Origin of the sequence: Amycolatopsis iheyensis, assembly GCF_024703995.1 — a bacterium.
In the GTDB taxonomy this organism is placed as follows: Bacteria; Actinomycetota; Actinomycetes; order Mycobacteriales; family Pseudonocardiaceae; genus Amycolatopsis; species Amycolatopsis iheyensis.
Window position 1 is genome coordinate 42,876 of the sequence record NZ_JAMXQV010000029.1, and the last position, 16,899, is coordinate 59,774.

Genomic DNA, 16,899 nt, shown 5'->3' on the forward strand with positions numbered 1-16,899 from the left:
GCTTGCGATCCGCCTCAGCCGCGTTCGAGCACCGCCTTCAGGAAGGTTCTCGTGCGCTCCTGAGTGGGTGCGGTGAACAGTTCCTCCGGCGGGGCGTCCTCGAGAATCCGGCCGTGGTCGAACATCAGCACCCGGTCGGAGACGTGCCGGGCGAACTCCATTTCGTGCGTCACGCACAGGATCGTGATGTCGGTGCTCGCGGCGATCTCCTTGAGCACCGCCAGGACTTCGGCGACCAGCTCGGGGTCGAGTGCCGAGGTGACCTCGTCGAGCAGCAGCACCTGGGGGCGCATCGCGAGGGCACGGGCGATCGCCACCCGCTGCTGCTGGCCACCCGACAGCCGCGCCGGGTGGGCGTCCATCTTGTCGGCGAGACCCACCAGCTGCAGCAGCTGCGCCGCGCGCGCGTCGGCCTCCTCTTTGGACAGACCGAGTACCCGCAGCGGCGCCTCGACGATGTTCTGCCGGACGTTCATGTTCGGGAAGAGGTTGAAGTGCTGGAAGACCATCCCGATGCGCTTGCGCGCCGCCCGGAGATGACGCTCGTCGGCCGGAACGAGGCCGCTGTCCTTCAGCCGGTGGCTCAGGCACTGCCCGCCGACGTGGATGGTGCCGCCGTCCACGCGTTCCAGGGTCATCAGCAGCCGCAGGATGGTGGTCTTGCCCGATCCGCTCGGCCCGATCAGCGAGACGAACTCGCCGCGGCCGACGCGGAAGCTCAGCTCGTCGAGCACGACGTGGTCGCCGAACCGCTTGACCACCTGGTCGAACCGGATCATCTCAGAGCTGTCCGACACGACGCTCCACCTTCCGCACGAGGATCGACGCGGGCAGGCTCACCAGGAGGAACAACACTCCGGCGAGGGTGTAGGGCTCGATGACGCGGAAGGTCTCGGCGCCGACCTCCTTGGCCCGGTTGAGCACGTCGAGCACGCCGATGGCGAGCAACAGCGGCACCTCCTTGAACATCGAGATCGTGTAGTTCCCCAGCGCGGGCAGGACCCGCGGGATCGCCTGCGGCAACACCACGCCCGTCCACACCCGCCGCCGGGGCAGGTTCAGCGCCACCGCCGCCTCCCACTGGCCGGCCGGTACCGCTTCGATCCCGGCGCGGTAGACGTCTGCTGTGTAGCAGGCGTAGTGCACGCCGAGGGCGATAACGCCGGTCACGAACCCGGAGAGCTTCAGCCCGATGGCCGGCTCGATCAGGTAGTACAGCGCGAACACCTGGATGAGCAGCGGCGTGCTCCGGATGAACTCGACCACGCCCGCCACGACCGGGCTCAGCACCGGGACGCGAGCCCGGCGCAACAGGGCGAACACGATGCCCAGCGCGTAGGCGAGCACCGAACCGAGCAGCGTCAGTTCGACGGTGGTGAGCAAACCGTCCAGCAGCAGCGGCACCGACGCGGCCGCGCTGTCCCAGTCCCAGTCCACCTCACACCCCCGCGGTCCGGCGCCCGAGCCGACGCGCCCCGGCGCGCTCGAGCACCCGCATGCCGTACTTGATCAGCAACGCCAGCGCCAGGTACAGCACCAGCTCGGTACCGTAGATCCACCCGATGTCCTGCCCGAAGACCGGCCGGAGCAGCTCACCGTGTTCGGCGATGTCGCCGGCCGAGATGAACGACAGCAGCGCGGTGCTCTTCAGCAGCTGGATGAACAGGTTCGTGAACGGCGGCAGCATCTCGACCACGGCCTGCGGCAGCAGGACGCGCCACATCCGCTGGACCGGCGACAGGTTCAGCGCGATCGCCCCCTCGTACTGGGCCCGGGGGATGGAGTTCACGGCGCCGCGGACGATCTCCGCGCCGTAGGCGCCGTGGTTCAGGCCCAGCACGAGGATGCCGGCGAACAGCGGGACGAGTTTGAAGCCCACCAGTGCGGGCAGCACGAAGTAGAGCCAGAACAGCTGGACCACTTCGGAGGTGCCCCGGAAGACTTCGACGTAGACCCGGCTGATCGCCCGGACCACCCGCGAACGCGAGACCAGCGCGAGCCCCGCGGCGAACGCCAGCACGATCGTCAGGGCGATCCCGCCGGCCGCGGCGGACACCGTCGTCGTCAGGCCCTGCAGGATCGACGGCAGGATCGTGCCGAAGGAGTCAGGCAAGGCGATCTCGCATCACGCGGTGCACAGCTTCTCGGTGGTGACGTCCGGCTTCGGCAGGTTGCTCTCGTCGAACCCGAACGGCGACGCGATCTTCACCCACTCGCCGCTGTCGTGCAGCTTCTTCAGCTCCGCGTCGAACGCCGTGCGCAGCGTGTCGTCCTCCTTGCGGAACACGAATCCACCGGCCGACACCACTGGATTCCCGCCGTCCATCGGCACGAACCCCGGTGTCACCTCGACCGCCGCGGAGGGATTCTGCTTCACCAGCCACTTCAGCGAGATGTCGGTGAGCGCGGCGGCGTAGACGCGGCCGTCGGCGACCGCGCGCAGCATGTTGTCCTGCGTGTCGAGCGTCTGGATCTGGTCTTCGGCCACGCCGGCGCCGGTGAGGTAGCCCTTCTCGACCGCGGCCGAGAGCACCGCCACCTTGACCTTCTTCGCGGCCACGTCTTCGAGCTTCAGCACGCCCTGCGGATTCCCCTTCGGCACCAGCAGAGCCGTGAGCGCCGAATAGTCGGGCGCCGAGAAGTCCGCGGCTTGGCAGCGCTTCCCGGTGATGTTCATCCCCGCGGCTACGACGTCGAACTGCTTCGCAGTGAGCGCGGGGATGAGCTGGTCGAACGGAACCACGCTGGCCTGCACGCCGTCGATGCCCAGCGCCTTGAACACCGCGCGGGCCACTTCCGGCGCTTCGCCGGTCGTCTTCCCCGAGCTGTCGGCGAATCCGTACGGCGCTTCGTTCGCGATGCCGATCCTGATCGTCTTGGCGTCCTTGGCCGCTTGCAAGGCATCCTTGCCATCGCCGGCACCACCGGTGCTCTCGCACGCCGACAGCGCCCCGGCCCCACCGAGCACGACCGCCGTGGTCAGCGCCGTCCGCCGCAGCATGTCGCGGCGAGTCCATCCTCCGTGCGTCATTCGCACCCCTTCACGATCCGAGTGGCCACGAACCTAGGCGCGAATTTCTTTCACCACAAAGAAAACGTCGAATGCTGTTACTCGAACGTGACTAGCACTTGCCGGACAACCTTTCAGTGTCACCGAAATCCGCACCATCCCACCTGACGATCACCTTACGATTCGCGGCCCTGATCGTAAGAGGACCGTCAGGTCAGGCTGCGCGTCCGGCGTCACCGACCGGGTACTCCTCCTTCGTAAGCCCCGAACGACCGACCTAGGGAGAGAACCCTTGCCTCGCCCGAATAGTTCACGCCTACTGTCCCTCGTCGCCACATCAGCCGGTGTTCTGGGACTGGTCGGCTGCGGCAGCAGCGAGCCCGCCACGACCACTCCGAGCACATCCGCGCCATCGTCGACCGCATCACCGACGTACACCGTCACCGCGAGTACGACGAAATCAACTTCGCCGCCACCATCGACGTCCGCGGTACCCAGCGGAAACAACCTTTGCGGCGCAGGCGATGTCGAGTTGGCTCTCGGCAAAGGAGACGCCGCGGCGGGATCGCTCTACCGCCCCCTGCTGATCACCAACAAGAAGGTGGAACCGTGCACCGTGCAGGGTTTCCCCGGAGTGTCCTATGTGGCCGGTGACGACGGTCATCAGGTGGGTGAAGCCGCCTACCGCAGCGGAACGAAGGGAGATCCGGTCCGGCTGAAGCCAGGACAGACCGCGGCGGCGGTCATCCAGTTGGTGAACGTGCACAACTACCCGGACGACATCTGCCGGCCGACACCGGTACGCGGCCTGCGCATCTACCTGCCGCAGGAAACCGACTCGAACTTCGTGCCCATGCCGGGAACGGGCTGCGCGAACGACGATCTCCCCGGCAACCAGCTCTCCGTCAAGACCGTGCACCCGGCCTGACCGCCGACTTCGAAAGGATTCGCTGAGTCACCATGATCAAGGCGTTCGTCCGCGAGTTCCCGACCGTGCACCTGGTGATCGGCGTGGCCGGCAACCTGATCTTCTTCGTCGGCAGTGTCTTGTTCGTCTGGCACAGCACCGAGCTGCTCGCGATCTGGCTGTTCATCGCCGGCTCGTTCGGGATGCTGCTCGGCGCCGTCGGCCAGGCGCTGTACCTGCACGAGCGACACCGGCTCTCAACGGAGTAAGCTCGCTGGTGGAGTGCCGGGAAGCCTGGTCGGCGTCGTCATCGAACGCGGAGGCTTCCCATGACGATCGACGCGATCGGCCTGACCAAGAACTACCGCGACGTGGTCGCGGTCGACGAGCTCGACCTGCACGTGGCACCCGGCGAAATCCACGCCCTGCTCGGTCTCAACGGCGCGGGCAAGACGACCACCATCCGGATGCTGCTCGGCATGGTCCGCCCCACCAGCGGCCGGGTGTCGGTGCTGGGTACGGCGGTCCGGCCCGGTGCGTACTCGGTCTGGTCCCGGGTCGGCCACCTCGTCGAAACTCCGTCCGCCTATCCCGACCTCACCGTCGAAGAGAACGTCCGGCTGGCCGCGCGCCTGCACGCCGTGCGCGACGAGACGGCCGTCGCCGAAGTCATCTCACGGCTGGGCCTCGACCACCACCGCCGGCACCGCGCACGGACGCTGTCGCTCGGCAACAAGCAGCGTCTCAGCCTCGCCAAAGCGCTGGTCCACCGGCCCGAACTGCTCGTACTCGACGAACCGGCGAACGGCCTCGACCCGGCCGGCGTCGTCGAGATCCGGCAGCTGCTGCACGACCTCGCCCACCGCGACGGCGTCACGGTGCTGCTGTCCAGCCACATCCTGACCGAAGTCGCCCGCCTCGCGACCCGGATCGGCGTACTCGACCGCGGCCGGCTCGTCTGGGCCGGTGCCGCCGCCGACCTGATCGCCCAGGCCCGCCCCCGGCTGCGCGTCGGCGTCCGCGACCACGACCGAGCCGCCGCGGTGCTCCGCGCGGCCGGGCACCCCACCGAGGAAGACGACCACGGACTCGCGCTCGCGGGCGACCGGGCGATCCGCCACCCGGACGAAGTCGCCACGCTGCTCGTCGAAGCGGGCTGCCCGCCCACCCGGCTCGCCGTCGACCAAGAAGACCTGGAAACGTGCTTCCTCCGCCTGGTCGGCGCGGCGTGAACGCCGCCATCTGGGCCGAAGTGCTCAAAGCCCGCCGGTCACGGCTGCCGTGGACGACCGGGATCGCATTCACGATCGCGGCCGGCTTCGGCGGCCTGGTCATGTTCATCCTCCAGGACGTCGGCCGCGCCCGAGCCCTCGGCCTGCTCGGCACCAAAGCCGCGCTCACCGGCGGCACCGCGGACTGGCCCGGCTACTTCGCCCTGCTGTCCCAGACCGTCGCGGTCGGCGGCACGCTGCTATTCGGGCTCATAGTGGTGTGGGTGTTCGGCCGGGAGTTCAGCCAGGACACGGCCAAGGACCTGCTGGCCCTGCCGACCCCGCGCGCCGCGATCGTCGGCGCCAAGTTCGGAGTCACCGCGGTCTGGTGCCTCCTGCTCTCGCTCTACACCTACGGGCTCGGGCTGGCGATCGGAGCGGCGATCGGCTTGCCCGGCTGGTCATTGCCGGTTGCGGCCGGCGGCCTGGGGAAGCTGCTGCTCACCACGGTGATGACGATCGCGCTGGTGACGCCGTTCGCCCTGGCCGCCAGCGCCAGGCGCGGCTACCTGGCCGGAGTGGCTGCCATGTTCGCGGCGACCTTCCTGGCGCAGGTCGTCGCCCTGCTCGGCTACGGCCGGTTCTTCCCCTGGTCGGTCCCGGCCCTTTTCGCCGGGACTGCCGGCGCCGAAGGTGAACTGCCCGGTCCCGTCGGGTACGCCCTGGTCGTGCTCGTCGCCATCCTCGGAACCGCAGGCACGATCATGTGGTGGAACCGAGCCGACCACGACCGATGACGGGCGGCTCGACGTCGACTAGGGTGAGCAAGCGCTCGTTCAGCACCCGTACGAGATGAGGCACGACATGGCGGTGGATCCCCGCGGCAAAGACCTCAAGCACTACCTCGCCGAAGACCCCGGCGGCCCGGTCGTGATGCTGAACCTCCTGCGGTTCCGCGAAGACGGCCGCAACAGCTACGCCCAGTACGCCGCCGCGCTCGAGAAGACCTTCTTGCCCCGCTACGGCGCTGAGGTCCTCTACGCGGGCGACGGCTCCACCTCGCTCGTCGCCGAGCAAGGCCAGGAATGGGACGCCGTGCTGCTCGTGCGCTACCCGAGCCGCGAAGCGTTCAGCCGGATGGTCGCCGACCCGGAGTACCAGGAGGTCACTCACCTGCGCACCGAAGCGCTGACCGAAGCCATCCTCCAGGCGACGACGCCCTGGTCCGGCCCAGAATTCTGACCAACCAGGGCTTCGACCTGCACCCCGGCGCCGTACAGGACTACCGTTGTGAAGGCGGGTCACCGACCGGAGCGGAGCACGGCCATGGACAAGCAAGGCACGGCGCGCTTCACCATCACGCGAAACTCGATAGCCGACGCCGTTGTGCTCGGTATTAGCGGCGAGATCGACGTGTCGACCAGCCGCGGCGCGGACGCCGGACTCCGGACAGCAAGCGAGCCGCGACCTCAACCCGCACTGGTCGTCGTCGACTTGACCACGGTCGGCTTCTTTTCGGCTGCCGGTGTGCATTTGTTGGCGGGCTTCGGCCGGTCTTGCGAGAACCGCGGGCTCCGTCACCACATCGTCGCGACCACCGGCACGATTGCGCGGAAGGTCGTGCTCATCACCGGCCTGAATGAAGAATTTCCCACCTTCAGCAGCGTCGACGAAGCCCTCCACGCCGCCTGACCATCATTCGGTTGCCGAGTTACTTGAGGCCGTCCAGCCATTTTCCGAACGCAAGAGTACGAGAAATGTTCTCGTCGCTCACCGAAGCGAGCGACAACCAGCTTTTCTCATCGTCGCCGCACACCTCGGCGATCATCTTCGCGACTTGTTTCACCTGACCAGGACTGTCGAGCACTTGCCGCGCAGGCAGAGCACGCAGCAGCTCAGGCGTGCTGTACCGGGACTGGAGCAGGCCAGCTGTGGTGAGGTCGCGTTGCGCCGCGCGACCGCGGAGATTCCGCAAGTGCCCTGTCAGAATCGCTGCCGGATCCTGTTCACCCGCCAGTTCGGCGTCGGTCGGCACCCGGATCAGTGGCGGCTTCTTCGTCTGGGCCAGCCTGGCGAGCTGTTCCCGGCGAGACCGGCTGGCCGAGTTCAATTCGTCTTCACCACGGCGTTCAACCGCGACGAGCGAGGGCTCGTCAAGCAGTGGAACGAGGTCCAGGAGGACATCGCGCGGCGTCCGGGAGTTCGCCACCAACAGCTCGATCGCGCCCGCACGCACGTCGGCATCCTTTGTGGAAAGGGCTCGATCACGGTCGGAGCCGCGGCAGCTTTCCCGCACGGACACGACCACAGAACGCAGGAGGTCACCGTCGTCGGTTAGCTCGGCCAGTGCGGCGATGTCGTCCCAGTTCGGCCCGCTGTACCTGCTCACTGGCTCCCAACCGCCGGCCACGACGTCACGAACGAATTCGGCGAGTGGGACGGCGGCGATCTGCCTGAGCCTGGGCCACCGGCGGACGTGGTCCGCGGCCGACTGCAACCGGATGCCTTGAACGTACTTTCCACCGGCCCCGAAGTCGCGGGTCACGACCGGCAAGCAGGCCATGAGCAGTTCGTCGGACAGAGTGCCCGCTCGCTCCAGCAGCATCCGCCGAACCGTCTCTCCATGCGGCCCAGCGGCCAGCACCCGCCACACGGCCGGCCGTTCTTCGAGCAGAGACCATGCTGCCCGCTCCCGCTGTTCCCGCTCGGTCCTGAACCGCTCCATCAGGCGGTTGTGCTCCCACCTGTTCAGGCCTTCCAGTTCCGGCGGTTCACCTCGGTCGGTCAACGCCGAGTTGACGAGAGCCACCACGAGCGGCTCCGGGAGCTCCGAGTCGACGGCCCGACTCCAGCGGGTGGCGACCGAACCGACTTCCGCCGCTTCCACGCCGCCGGCGAGCTCGATCGCCTTTCCGTCCCAGCCGCGTTTACCGCACAACCCGATCAACCCCGGCAGCTCGCGCTGGTGCCGAGCCGCCGCATCGATCAGCCCCGGATCGGCCGGCAGCAGTTCGAGAAGGTCGACGACCAGGTAGCCTTCGGCCACCTCGACGAGACGGAGCCGTGTTTCGTCGGTGAGGTCATCCCGGAGCGCCACCTGGCGCAGCAGGTGCGGCCGCATGGTCGCGAGCGTGGTGATCACGCCGCTCAGCTGCGACTCGGACAACGACGGAATCCCGGCCAGGGCACCCAATACGGCTTCGTGCACGTTCCCAGGATGCCCCACACCACCGACAGAATCCGGGCATCGGCGATCGAACAACCCGATTCACTCTTTCGTGTCGTCCCGTAACACCGCGTCCGTTGGCTCCGACTCCGGAGGGCGTGGCGACCTCGTTGTTCGATCACCATGACGACGCGGAGCAAGCAGCTTTCTTGCTCCGCGTTTCCGCGTTGGTCGCACCGATCGCCGCGAACGCCGGCGCGGTCGTCGACGAGGCAGAGCTGCTCGAGGTCGCGCGCGCGGTGTACGCGGCCTTCGGCGACCAAGACGCGATCGGCGGGCTCACGCGCGCCCAGCTGGCCGACGCGTGCGCGGACGTCTGCTCCGAAAGCGCGTTCCAGAGCCGGTTCGAGCTGTTCTGCAAGCTCGGGATGCTGCGCCCGCACTTCGAAAAGGCGCACCAGCAGCGCTACGTGTTCAACCCGACGAGCGCGGCGGGCTTGCTGGTGTTCGAGCGCCTCAGCGAACGGGGCGGGGTCGACGAACTGGTCACCCTGCTGGACCGGACCCGGGCCGCACTGGCATCCGGGCGAGCCACCGTCAACGAAATCCGGAACGCACTGCTCCAAGCACGCCGCATGATGACGATCTCGGCGGACGAGCTGCTCAGAATGGTCGTCGCCAGCCCGCTGTCCGAGCTCATCGCCGAACGCAAGCACCACCGGCACGCAGCTCTGATGGACGACGTCTTCACCCTGAACGAGCAGGTCAAGGACGCGTTCCCAGCTCTGGATCCGGAGGCATACCGGCTCGTCGTGGAAACCCAGCGCTACGTCGGCGCCCGCGAGCAGTTCGTGGGCCGGTTGCTCGACGAAGGCGCCGCGGCCCGCGACTTCTCGTTGCTCGATCCGGAGGAGTACCTGGAAGCCGCTCGGGTGGCGTCGCTCGACGAGCTGGCCGAGGTCTTCGCGAGCACGGTGTTCGATCCGCCGGCCCCATGGCTGGATCCCGCTGTGGTCGCCGAGGGTGTCGCCGGGTTCCGGCCCCGCGCGGCGATCCGGCGCCGTCCGCCCCGGCCGGCCGATCCGCCACCTGGCCCGGATCCGATGCTACGGGTCGAAGAGCGAGCAGAAGCGGCCCGGAACCGGCGGGCCCGGGCCGCCGAGCTGCACCTGCAGGGCCGCGCGGAGGTCGACTTGACCAGCAGTCTCCGAGCGGCTGGCTGGCCCGGGCTCGCCACCATCCTCGTCGAGCTGCTCGCCATCCACGCCGACCCGGATCTGCCCTACCGCGTGCGGATGAGTGATGAGCTCCTCGTCGAGCCCGATGGTCCGGTCACGCACCTGACACCGGTGACGGCCTACCGCCTCACCGAGCCCCTGGAGCAAGCTGTCGAACTCGCGGAGGAGGCCGACCATGGCTGAGCCGGGAGCGCTGGCCTTGGCCCGGATGCGGGCAACCGGGCAGATACCGCTGACCGCGCAGGTGCCGGCTGCCTGGCACCGGCAAGCCGCTGATGCCGGACGACGACTGGTGGAAGCCGTGGTACCCGGCCGGCTCCCGGTGGTCATGCTCGGCTGGTGGGACGGCGTCGAACCCGTGGCGGGCGGGGACACCGGTGTCGAGCGGACGAAGACCTCCCAGGTCGTCCTGCTGACCTTCGCCGCGGTTCTCGGCGCGTGCTGGCCGGACCGATCCGAGCACCCGTTCCCCGGCATCGCAGCAGAGGAGGACACCATTCTCGCCGCCGTCGCCGCCCTGGGACCCATCACCGCGTCCGCGGCCGAGGGTGGGGCCGCCGGCCGCCGCCACAGCAAGGGCGCGCTCCGACGACTCGACGATGCGCGCCTGCTCTCCATCGACGGTTCGGAAGTCCGGCTCGGCCCCGCGGCCGCGCTCTGGTCGGAGGAGCAGGTCACGGCGTTGCGATCGGTGTACGACCGCCTCCCGCGGCTCGGGGAGCGCGAATGACCGGGATCGCGCTGAGCGACCTGCCGGTGAGCCGGCAGGTCGACGTCCTGGCCGCGCTCGCGGCGGTGGAGACCGCCGACCAGCCGGTGCCGCCCGAGGGTTTCCGAGGCTTGCTCGACCCGGCGCTGCGCGCGACCCTGGACCGGTGCTTGCGCGCCCAGGGCCGCGTCCTGCTGAAGGTCGGTGACGGGTTCCTATCCGGGTACGAGGACGAGATCGGCCGGCAGCTGGCCGCCGAAGGCGCCGGGGTCCTGCCTCCGGACGACCGCGCGGTGCTGGCCTTGGTCCTGCTGCACTGCGTCGCGATCCCTCGCGCGGCCGGACGGCTGCGAAGCGACTCCTGGCTCGACGCCGAGCCGGTCCGCAAGCAGGACCTCGTGCTGTCGCAGGTCCCCGAGTCGAGGGTCCGCGGTGCCGTCCAACGGCTGCGCAACGCCGGGATCCTGCGCTACGGCGCCCGCCGGAGCATCCTTCCGGGTCCGCAGTTCGCCCGGCTCACGCCCCGGGTTTCCGCGCAGCTGTGGGAGAACCTCATTCTCCTGGCCCAGCCCGACGGCGTCATGGGGGACGTCATCCGACGGCGCCGGATCGCCCGTGACGAGCACGCGAAGCAGGAGAAGCCATGACAGAGGCCCCCGCACCCACGGCAGGGACGGGCATCGTCGGCGACCGGCACCTGGTCGCCGTGCAGACCTTCGACATCGCCCGGCTGACCACGCACGCGGTGCCGCTGGTTCCGGGGACGTTCGTCGCGGTATCCGGTCAGGGCCCCAAGGGTGATTCCAACGGCTCGGGCAAGACGACCTTCCTCGCCGCCGTGTCCCTGCTGCTCGGCGAGGCACAATGGCGGCTGGAAGCCAACGGCTCGCAGTACGCGGCCAACCTGCTGTTCAAGCCCGAATCGGCGGGCCTGGACCCGACGCACCGGTACGCCCAAGCCAACCGCGGCTACGTCGTGGGTGTCTTCGCCGACCCCACCGATCCCGCGCGGACCGCGCTGACCGTCTGGGTCCGCATCGCCGCGACGACGCCGTACCTCAAGGTGCGCTGGACATCCGGGTTGCACATCGCGATCGCGGATAGCGACCTCGAACGCGACGTACTGGCCGACGGCCTTTGGGAGGCCATACCCCGGGCTCAGGAGCTGGGACCCAAGCGGTTCGCTACCGACCTCTACGGCGACGCACCGCGCTGCATGGCCTACCTCGACACCCCCATGCGACCGTCAGCTCCGTCCCTGCTGTCCCAGCAGATGACGGAGATGACGCCGGCCAGAATCGGCGAAGCCCTCATCGAACTCACCGGACGGCAGCGTCTCCTGGAGACCGAGGCCGAACAGCGTCGACGGCTCGCGGAGCAGAAGTCTTCCCTCGCGGAACGTCAAGAGGCGGATGCCCGGGCTCGCGTGGACGAGCAGGCCGACCTCGATGCCGTTCAAGACCGCGAGCGGTCACGGCAGCACCTGGCCGAAGGCGAGCACATGTGGCGGCTGCACTTCGCCCGCGGCTTCCTGGAGGTGAGCACAAAAGACACCGAACTGGCCGACATGATCGGGGAGCTCGAGCAGAGCGTCGAGGAGCTCGATGGGCAGCGAGAGATCGCACAAGACGAGCTGGACACCCTCCGTGGTCGGCAGAACCTCGCGGAACAGTTGCAAGACGCCCAATCCGCACTCGGTCAGGCGCAAGAGCGCCTCAATGTTCGCCGAGACGAGCGCGGAGAAACCGCTTCGAAGCTTCGCGCCCTGGCGGACCGGCGGGGTGAACTTCTACCGCTCAGAGACGCGTGGACCGGCATCACCGTCGAGGTCGCCACGGAAGCCGTCGGTGCGGCTGAAGAAGATCTCGCCCAAACCCGGGTCGATCGCCGAGATGCCGAGCAACGGGTCCGTGAAGCAGAAGCGGAGCTGAATGCGGCACGGGCGGGCGACGGCGGCCCGGCCGGCGCGGCGCTCGCCCGGCTGCGCTCACGGGACATCCCGGCGGCATTGCTGCTCGACGAGATCACGCTGGCTTCGGAAGTACGTGCATCGTGGGAGCCGCGCTTGTGGCCGCACCGTCATGCCGTGGTGGTCGGCCCGGATGACGAGGCAGCGGCGCTGGGGCTGATCGGGACCTTCCCCGGCATCGGCATCGTCGTTGCCGACGCGCCGCTCACCGCACTGCCGGCGCGGCTGCCCGAGGGCGTCACCGCCGACGTGCCGGTGGCCCGGTTCCTGAACACCCTCGAGGCCAGGACCGACTTCGTGACCGTACCCGAACGAGCGGTCGACTCGGCACTCGGCGAAGCCGTCATCGGCCGCTTCGACGAAGAAATCGCCGGACGAGCCGCTCGGGTCGCCGCGGCGGAACGCAAAGTCCAACGCACCACGGCAGAACTCGAGGAAGCCCGCATCGCGCAAGGGACGGCGGCGCTGGCCCTCGACGCAGCACGCGAAGCCCTCGGCGCCGCGAAAGCCGCCGCCGAACTGGACTCGATGGCTGAAGAAGAACGCGCCTTGCAAGCAGTCATTGCCGAGCTGGATACCGCTCTGGAGACGTTGCACTCGGCCGTCGACGAGGCGCAAGAAGCGTGGCTCGCGGCCGCGACTGCCGTGCAAAGCCACCAGCTGCAGGTCAATGCCGCAGCGGCAGCAGTGGACCAGCTCGACCGGGAACTGCGTGGGATCCGGGACAAACTCGGGCAGCGGCGAACCGAACGGGACAACCTCAACGTCTCCTACTGGCTGGCCGGGTGGGCTGATACCCCGGATGCCGCTACGGAATTGCTGGACGCACAACCGGACCGCGTCCGGGTGTTGCGGCCACGATCCCTGCGGCACCGTGCGGCGGAAAAGCTCAAAGAAGCCCTCGACGCCTACCTCGATGCGTCTCCGCGCGTCCCAGCCGAGCTTGCCGAAGCGAAGGAACGGCGACAGCGCTTCGCCGACGGCGAACCAGGGGTCGCCGCGCGCGACTCGGACTTCACGAGCATCGCCCAGCCGCTGCGGGACCTGCTCGACTCGCGCAAGGACTCGGACCGCATCCTGGAAGACCGCATCGTGCGGTCGCAGCGGGAACGAGCCACCCAGATCGAGGAGATGACCGCCGAAACCACGGCACTGGACGAGGAGATGGAACGGCTCCAGGACGCGATCAGCAGCCGGCTCGAAGCCTCCCTCGACAAGATCAGCAAGGCCCTCGACCGGCTCAACCGAGCTCGCGGTGGCTTCGGTGCCGAGCTGCGCGTCACCCAGACCCGACCGCCGACTGCCACCTCCCCGTGGACCTGGGAGGTCTCACCCCGATGGCGGCGGTCGCCCTCCGGCGGGATGGTCTCCTACCGCGAAGTCGCGAACGGGGCGCAGGTGAAGGTCTTCGCCATCCAGCTCGTGCTGGCCGCGCTCCTCGCCGCGGACGGCGCCCGGGGCCGGGTCCTGGTGCTGGACGAGCTCGGCAACAGCCTCGGCGACGTCAACCGCAAGGACGTCCTGCGGGACCTCAACGAAGTGGCCGCCCAGCAGCAGGTCACGATCCTCGGCACGTGCCAGGACTCGGTGATCGGCGACGCCGCCGGGGTGTGCGGGGAGATCCTCTGGTTCTGCCACCAAGCACACACCGAGGCCTACAACCAGCCGACCCGTGTCTGGGGCTACGACGCGAACGGTGAACGAGTGGAACTCGTGCGCGACTGGCTCACCGCCGGACGGTCCCTTGTCTGACCAGCGCATCCCGATCGACGGCCTGCCCGCCGGAGTCGTCGCCACCGCCGTCGCACGCAAAGACGGCAGCATCCCCCGAGACCGACGCGGCCGGACGAAAACGACGCATGTCCGGCTCACGTCCGGCGGTACCGGCGTCCCGCCGGGAAGGCCGATCGACGGCATCGCGGCCAACGACCTGAAGTGGGTCCTCGACAGCTCCCGGAGGTACTGGAGTTCCCTCGAGCGGCGCTTCGGTCCGGCCGCGCGCGACGTGGTGCTGCGCTTGACGGCAGCTGGAGTCGTCGACGCCCTGTGCTCGGTCGGCGAAGACCTCCGCATCGACACCGTACGGCGCTGGGATCTCACAGCTGCTTGGGAAGCCCACCGGCGAACCTGCGAGGATCACGAACAGAACCGCGCTGAAACCTGGCGGTCCCGCGCGGAAGCCGCGGCCGGGCGTGTCGTGGCGATCGATCCGGGGCTGGCGCAGGCGCTGACGAGCAACCCGTCGGCGAACGCGCGGTTGGCCGTCCTCGTCCACGCCGCCGAAGACCTCGCCGACGGCATCACCCACGACGGGCCACGCGCCTTCAGCCAAGCCCACTTCGACGGCACGAAGGACCGCGAGGACGCCGCGGACATCCTGGCCGCGTGCGGCGTCCAGCAGAGCACCCTGCTGGCACTCGGCGTGCTCCGGAGCGCGTACCTCGGTCTCGGCGGCCCGATGGTCGTTCAGGACCCGAACGGACAGGAGTTCTCTCTTGCGGGCCTGGCCGGACCGGTCCGGTTCCGCGCCACCGGCTTGTCTCTGCTCGCTCCCGCGATCGTCGGCGGCACCCCGACGATGGCCGTGATCGAAAACCTGCAGGCGGCCGAGGCGGTGTGCGACCGCTTCCCCGAGGTCGCGGTGACGTGGTGTGCGGGGCAGCCCGCTGAGGTGGTCGTCGGCCTCATCGCGAAGCTCGCCGCCGGTGTCGAGCACGTGATCGTGGCGACCGATGCCGACCTCGGCGGTGTCCGCATCGCGAACCGGATCGTCACGGCGTTGACCGGCCAGCCGGATGTGCTGATCGTCGATGCCGGCGCTCATGCCCACCCTGCGCGATCACCATTCGGCAGAGCAAGCATCGATGGCCTCACCGCGCTAGCCGAAGGGCCCGGTCCGATCGCCCAGTTCGCCGAAGCCTGCCTCAACCGCGGTTATCCGGTCGAACAGGAAGCGACCATCCGAGCGGCGCTCAACGCAATCCTAGGATCATGACTGCTGTCCTCGCCAGCTGGGATCGACAGCGGGCGCCACCAGCGGTTCGACGTACACCGGGCCACCGATCCGATATCTCCCGGTAACCGATCACGGATGGCCAGTCACACCGGCTCGTCCAGGCCGATCAAATCACTCCGGCTTTCCCGCAGCCACCTCCCGGCCGGTTGCCGGGCCGGACCGGAAGCCAGCTGACCGAAATACTGTTACCTAAAGATTCTATTGCAGTATGCAACACTTGTCCTGGCTTCGCGAATCAGCTGAGCACGAAGTACCGCAGCCAGAGGCAGGGCGCGGCGATCAGCACGGTCCTCGTAGTACAGCTCGATCGGCGCGGAGTTCTCGTGGCCGACGGTCACGCTGGGCATGGGGTCCTCCAAGCGGTCGAATTACCTCGTCCACAATTTGGCGCCCGCGACCGACCTGCCTTAAACACCTGCGTCGCCCAGCCATGTGTCTCCACGGCCTTGCCCGAAATATGAAGCAGTTGCCCGATTTCGCGATAGGGCAGCGACCATGCGCAAGACGGCGCGGAAAGATCCACCGCCGGCAGTACCCGCTCCGCCAACCGATGTCCCTTCCAGTGCCAAACCATCCGTGGTCATCGACATCGAAGCTAGGGCGCCGGGATGACCTCGACGACTCCCTCGGTGGTTCCGGTGACGAACAGGGTGCCGGTACCGGGGTCGACGGCGACCGTGTTCGGTTGCCGCACCGTGGGCAGCCTGCTCGTCTCCCGCGGTGACGCGCCGGACAAGTCGATGCCGACCACCTCGTTCCGCGCGGTCAGCGTCACCCACAGCCGGTCCCGGGCCGGGTCATAGGTGACGCCGTAGGGCTTGCCAGGCAACGCGAGGCGGCCCAAGGCGTGCGCGGGAGCAGCGGGGTCGTAGGTCAGCACGGCATCGCCACGGGTATCGGTGACGGCGAGGTGGCCGCGGCGGTCGGCGACGACGTGGGTCGGCCCGGCTCCGGCCGGCAGCCGCGCGACGCGGGTCAGCGACGCGGCGTCGTAGACGGTCAGGTCGTTCTGCCGGACGTCGACCAGGGACACGAGGGTGCCGACCGGGGCCAGACCGGCCGGCTGGGTGACATCGGTGAAGGTGTGCACGACGCGGCCGTCCTCGACCACGGCGACGCTGCGGCCGTTCTCGTTGGCCACGAAGATCCTGCCGTTGCCGGCGCGCGTCGCGTCGTGCGGCGACGAACCGGTCGGGACACTGCCGGTGACCCGGCCCGAATCCGGCGCGACGGTCAGCAGCCGTCCGGACGTCTCGGCCGGCACCAAGACCGGGCCGCCGGGTGCGGCCAGCTGAAGGTGCCGCACGTGCCCCGGCAGCGCCACCGAGGTGACCACGGCACCGGTGCCGGCGTCGAGCAGCACCAGCCGATCCGGATTGCGCACAGCCACGGCCACCCGATGGGTCACGCCGTCGGCGACGATGCCTTCGGGCAGACCGCCGACCGGCACCGTGCGTCCGGCTGGAGCCCGGGCGACCGGCGGGGCAACCGCCGGTTCGGCGGCCGGCGGCAGCTGCGGCGGCGCCGGTGACGGGGGGTTCGTGCCGCAACCCGCCGTCAGCAGGACAACACAGAGCAGGACGCGAATTCGTGTCATGGTGGGCACACCGTAATCCCGTTGGCCGCGACGAGCCGCGCCCGTAATCGACCGGTAAGAAAATATGGACGGTTCC

At 68.9% G+C, this 16,899-nt stretch carries 17 protein-coding genes; 11 read left to right on the top strand and 6 right to left on the bottom strand.

What is annotated here, in order from left to right:
• Positions 1 to 14 precede the first annotated feature (14 nt).
• From ehuA to ehuB, 4 genes are read right to left on the bottom strand one after another with little or no spacing between them, the layout of a single operon-like run.
• Positions 15 to 779 (bottom strand): ectoine/hydroxyectoine ABC transporter ATP-binding protein EhuA, encoded by a 765-nt coding sequence (ehuA, locus tag M8542_RS39790; protein WP_257925644.1) that lies wholly within the window; start codon positions 777 to 779, stop codon positions 15 to 17.
• A gap of 1 nt (position 780) precedes the next feature.
• Positions 781 to 1,437, bottom strand: a complete 657-nt coding sequence (ehuD, locus tag M8542_RS39795; RefSeq protein ID WP_257925546.1) for an ectoine/hydroxyectoine ABC transporter permease subunit EhuD — start codon at positions 1,435 to 1,437, stop codon at positions 781 to 783.
• Position 1,438: 1 nt separating this feature from the next.
• Positions 1,439 to 2,113 carry an ectoine/hydroxyectoine ABC transporter permease subunit EhuC gene (gene ehuC, locus M8542_RS39800; RefSeq protein WP_257925547.1) on the bottom strand — a complete coding sequence of 225 codons (675 nt, stop codon included), beginning with the start codon at positions 2,111 to 2,113 and terminating at the stop codon, positions 1,439 to 1,441.
• A gap of 12 nt (positions 2,114 to 2,125) precedes the next feature.
• Positions 2,126 to 3,031, bottom strand: a complete 906-nt coding sequence (ehuB, locus tag M8542_RS39805) for an ectoine/hydroxyectoine ABC transporter substrate-binding protein EhuB (protein ID WP_257925548.1) — start codon at positions 3,029 to 3,031, stop codon at positions 2,126 to 2,128.
• Positions 3,032 to 3,302: 271 nt separating this feature from the next.
• Between ehuB and M8542_RS39810 the strand changes: the two genes are divergently transcribed.
• From M8542_RS39810 to M8542_RS39835, 6 genes are all read left to right on the top strand, one after another.
• The gene (locus M8542_RS39810; RefSeq protein ID WP_257925549.1) at positions 3,303 to 3,938 is read left to right on the top strand and encodes a DUF4232 domain-containing protein; all 636 of its coding nucleotides are present in this window, start codon (positions 3,303 to 3,305) and stop codon (positions 3,936 to 3,938) included.
• A gap of 32 nt (positions 3,939 to 3,970) precedes the next feature.
• Entirely contained in the window at positions 3,971 to 4,186 is a 216-nt protein-coding gene (locus M8542_RS39815; protein WP_257925550.1) for a YrhK family protein, read from the top strand.
• Between the two features lie 60 nt (positions 4,187 to 4,246).
• Positions 4,247 to 5,149 (top strand): ABC transporter ATP-binding protein, encoded by a 903-nt coding sequence (locus M8542_RS39820; RefSeq protein ID WP_257925551.1) that lies wholly within the window; start codon positions 4,247 to 4,249, stop codon positions 5,147 to 5,149.
• The gene (locus M8542_RS39825; protein ID WP_257925552.1) at positions 5,146 to 5,925 is read left to right on the top strand and encodes an ABC transporter permease; all 780 of its coding nucleotides are present in this window, start codon (positions 5,146 to 5,148) and stop codon (positions 5,923 to 5,925) included. Before M8542_RS39820 ends, M8542_RS39825 begins: the two co-directional genes overlap by 4 nt.
• A 67-nt stretch (positions 5,926 to 5,992) precedes the next feature.
• Positions 5,993 to 6,370 carry a DUF1330 domain-containing protein gene (locus M8542_RS39830; protein ID WP_257925553.1) on the top strand — a complete coding sequence of 126 codons (378 nt, stop codon included), beginning with the start codon at positions 5,993 to 5,995 and terminating at the stop codon, positions 6,368 to 6,370.
• A gap of 84 nt (positions 6,371 to 6,454) precedes the next feature.
• Positions 6,455 to 6,820 carry an STAS domain-containing protein gene (locus tag M8542_RS39835; protein WP_257925554.1) on the top strand — a complete coding sequence of 122 codons (366 nt, stop codon included), beginning with the start codon at positions 6,455 to 6,457 and terminating at the stop codon, positions 6,818 to 6,820.
• A 19-nt stretch (positions 6,821 to 6,839) separates the two neighbouring features.
• Here the strand turns inward: M8542_RS39835 and M8542_RS39840 are convergent, their stop codons facing one another.
• Positions 6,840 to 8,336, bottom strand: a complete 1,497-nt coding sequence (locus M8542_RS39840; RefSeq protein ID WP_257925555.1) for a hypothetical protein — start codon at positions 8,334 to 8,336, stop codon at positions 6,840 to 6,842.
• A gap of 167 nt (positions 8,337 to 8,503) precedes the next feature.
• Between M8542_RS39840 and M8542_RS39845 the strand changes: the two genes are divergently transcribed.
• Genes M8542_RS39845 through M8542_RS50490 form a run of 5 tightly spaced genes read left to right on the top strand, consistent with a single transcriptional unit; the run spans position 8,504 to position 15,205 of the window.
• The gene (locus tag M8542_RS39845; protein ID WP_257925556.1) at positions 8,504 to 9,715 is read left to right on the top strand and encodes a hypothetical protein; all 1,212 of its coding nucleotides are present in this window, start codon (positions 8,504 to 8,506) and stop codon (positions 9,713 to 9,715) included.
• Positions 9,708 to 10,262 (top strand): hypothetical protein, encoded by a 555-nt coding sequence (locus tag M8542_RS39850; protein WP_257925557.1) that lies wholly within the window; start codon positions 9,708 to 9,710, stop codon positions 10,260 to 10,262. The genes M8542_RS39845 and M8542_RS39850 overlap by 8 nt, the downstream gene beginning before the upstream one ends.
• A complete protein-coding gene (locus M8542_RS39855; RefSeq protein ID WP_257925558.1) occupies positions 10,259 to 10,888 on the top strand; it encodes a hypothetical protein in 630 nt (209 codons plus the stop codon). Before M8542_RS39850 ends, M8542_RS39855 begins: the two co-directional genes overlap by 4 nt.
• Positions 10,885 to 13,962, top strand: a complete 3,078-nt coding sequence (locus M8542_RS39860; protein ID WP_257925559.1) for a coiled-coil domain-containing protein — start codon at positions 10,885 to 10,887, stop codon at positions 13,960 to 13,962. Before M8542_RS39855 ends, M8542_RS39860 begins: the two co-directional genes overlap by 4 nt.
• Entirely contained in the window at positions 13,907 to 15,205 is a 1,299-nt protein-coding gene (locus M8542_RS50490) for a DUF2399 domain-containing protein (protein ID WP_257925560.1), read from the top strand. Before M8542_RS39860 ends, M8542_RS50490 begins: the two co-directional genes overlap by 56 nt.
• Positions 15,206 to 15,821: 616 nt before the next feature.
• On the opposite strand, the gene M8542_RS39870 is transcribed toward M8542_RS50490, so the two are convergent.
• Positions 15,822 to 16,823 carry an NHL repeat-containing protein gene (locus M8542_RS39870; protein WP_257925561.1) on the bottom strand — a complete coding sequence of 334 codons (1,002 nt, stop codon included), beginning with the start codon at positions 16,821 to 16,823 and terminating at the stop codon, positions 15,822 to 15,824.
• Positions 16,824 to 16,899: the final 76 nt, after the last annotated feature.

What these genes read in the sequence shown, in the direction of transcription:
- M8542_RS39855 (WP_257925558.1), top strand. Translation starts at nt 10,259, where the DNA reads ATGACCGGGATCGCGCTGAGCGACCTGCCGGTGAGCCGGCAGGTCGAC.
- M8542_RS39820 (WP_257925551.1), top strand. Translation starts at nt 4,247, where the DNA reads ATGACGATCGACGCGATCGGCCTGACCAAGAACTACCGCGACGTGGTC.
- M8542_RS39815 (WP_257925550.1), top strand. Translation starts at nt 3,971, where the DNA reads ATGATCAAGGCGTTCGTCCGCGAGTTCCCGACCGTGCACCTGGTGATC.
- M8542_RS39860 (WP_257925559.1), top strand. Translation starts at nt 10,885, where the DNA reads ATGACAGAGGCCCCCGCACCCACGGCAGGGACGGGCATCGTCGGCGAC.
- M8542_RS39850 (WP_257925557.1), top strand. Translation starts at nt 9,708, where the DNA reads ATGGCTGAGCCGGGAGCGCTGGCCTTGGCCCGGATGCGGGCAACCGGG.
- M8542_RS39835 (WP_257925554.1), top strand. Translation starts at nt 6,455, where the DNA reads ATGGACAAGCAAGGCACGGCGCGCTTCACCATCACGCGAAACTCGATA.
- ehuA (WP_257925644.1), bottom strand. Translation starts at nt 779, where the DNA reads ATGATCCGGTTCGACCAGGTGGTCAAGCGGTTCGGCGACCACGTCGTG.
- ehuB (WP_257925548.1), bottom strand. Translation starts at nt 3,031, where the DNA reads ATGACGCACGGAGGATGGACTCGCCGCGACATGCTGCGGCGGACGGCG.
- M8542_RS39870 (WP_257925561.1), bottom strand. Translation starts at nt 16,823, where the DNA reads ATGACACGAATTCGCGTCCTGCTCTGTGTTGTCCTGCTGACGGCGGGT.
- M8542_RS39830 (WP_257925553.1), top strand. Translation starts at nt 5,993, where the DNA reads ATGGCGGTGGATCCCCGCGGCAAAGACCTCAAGCACTACCTCGCCGAA.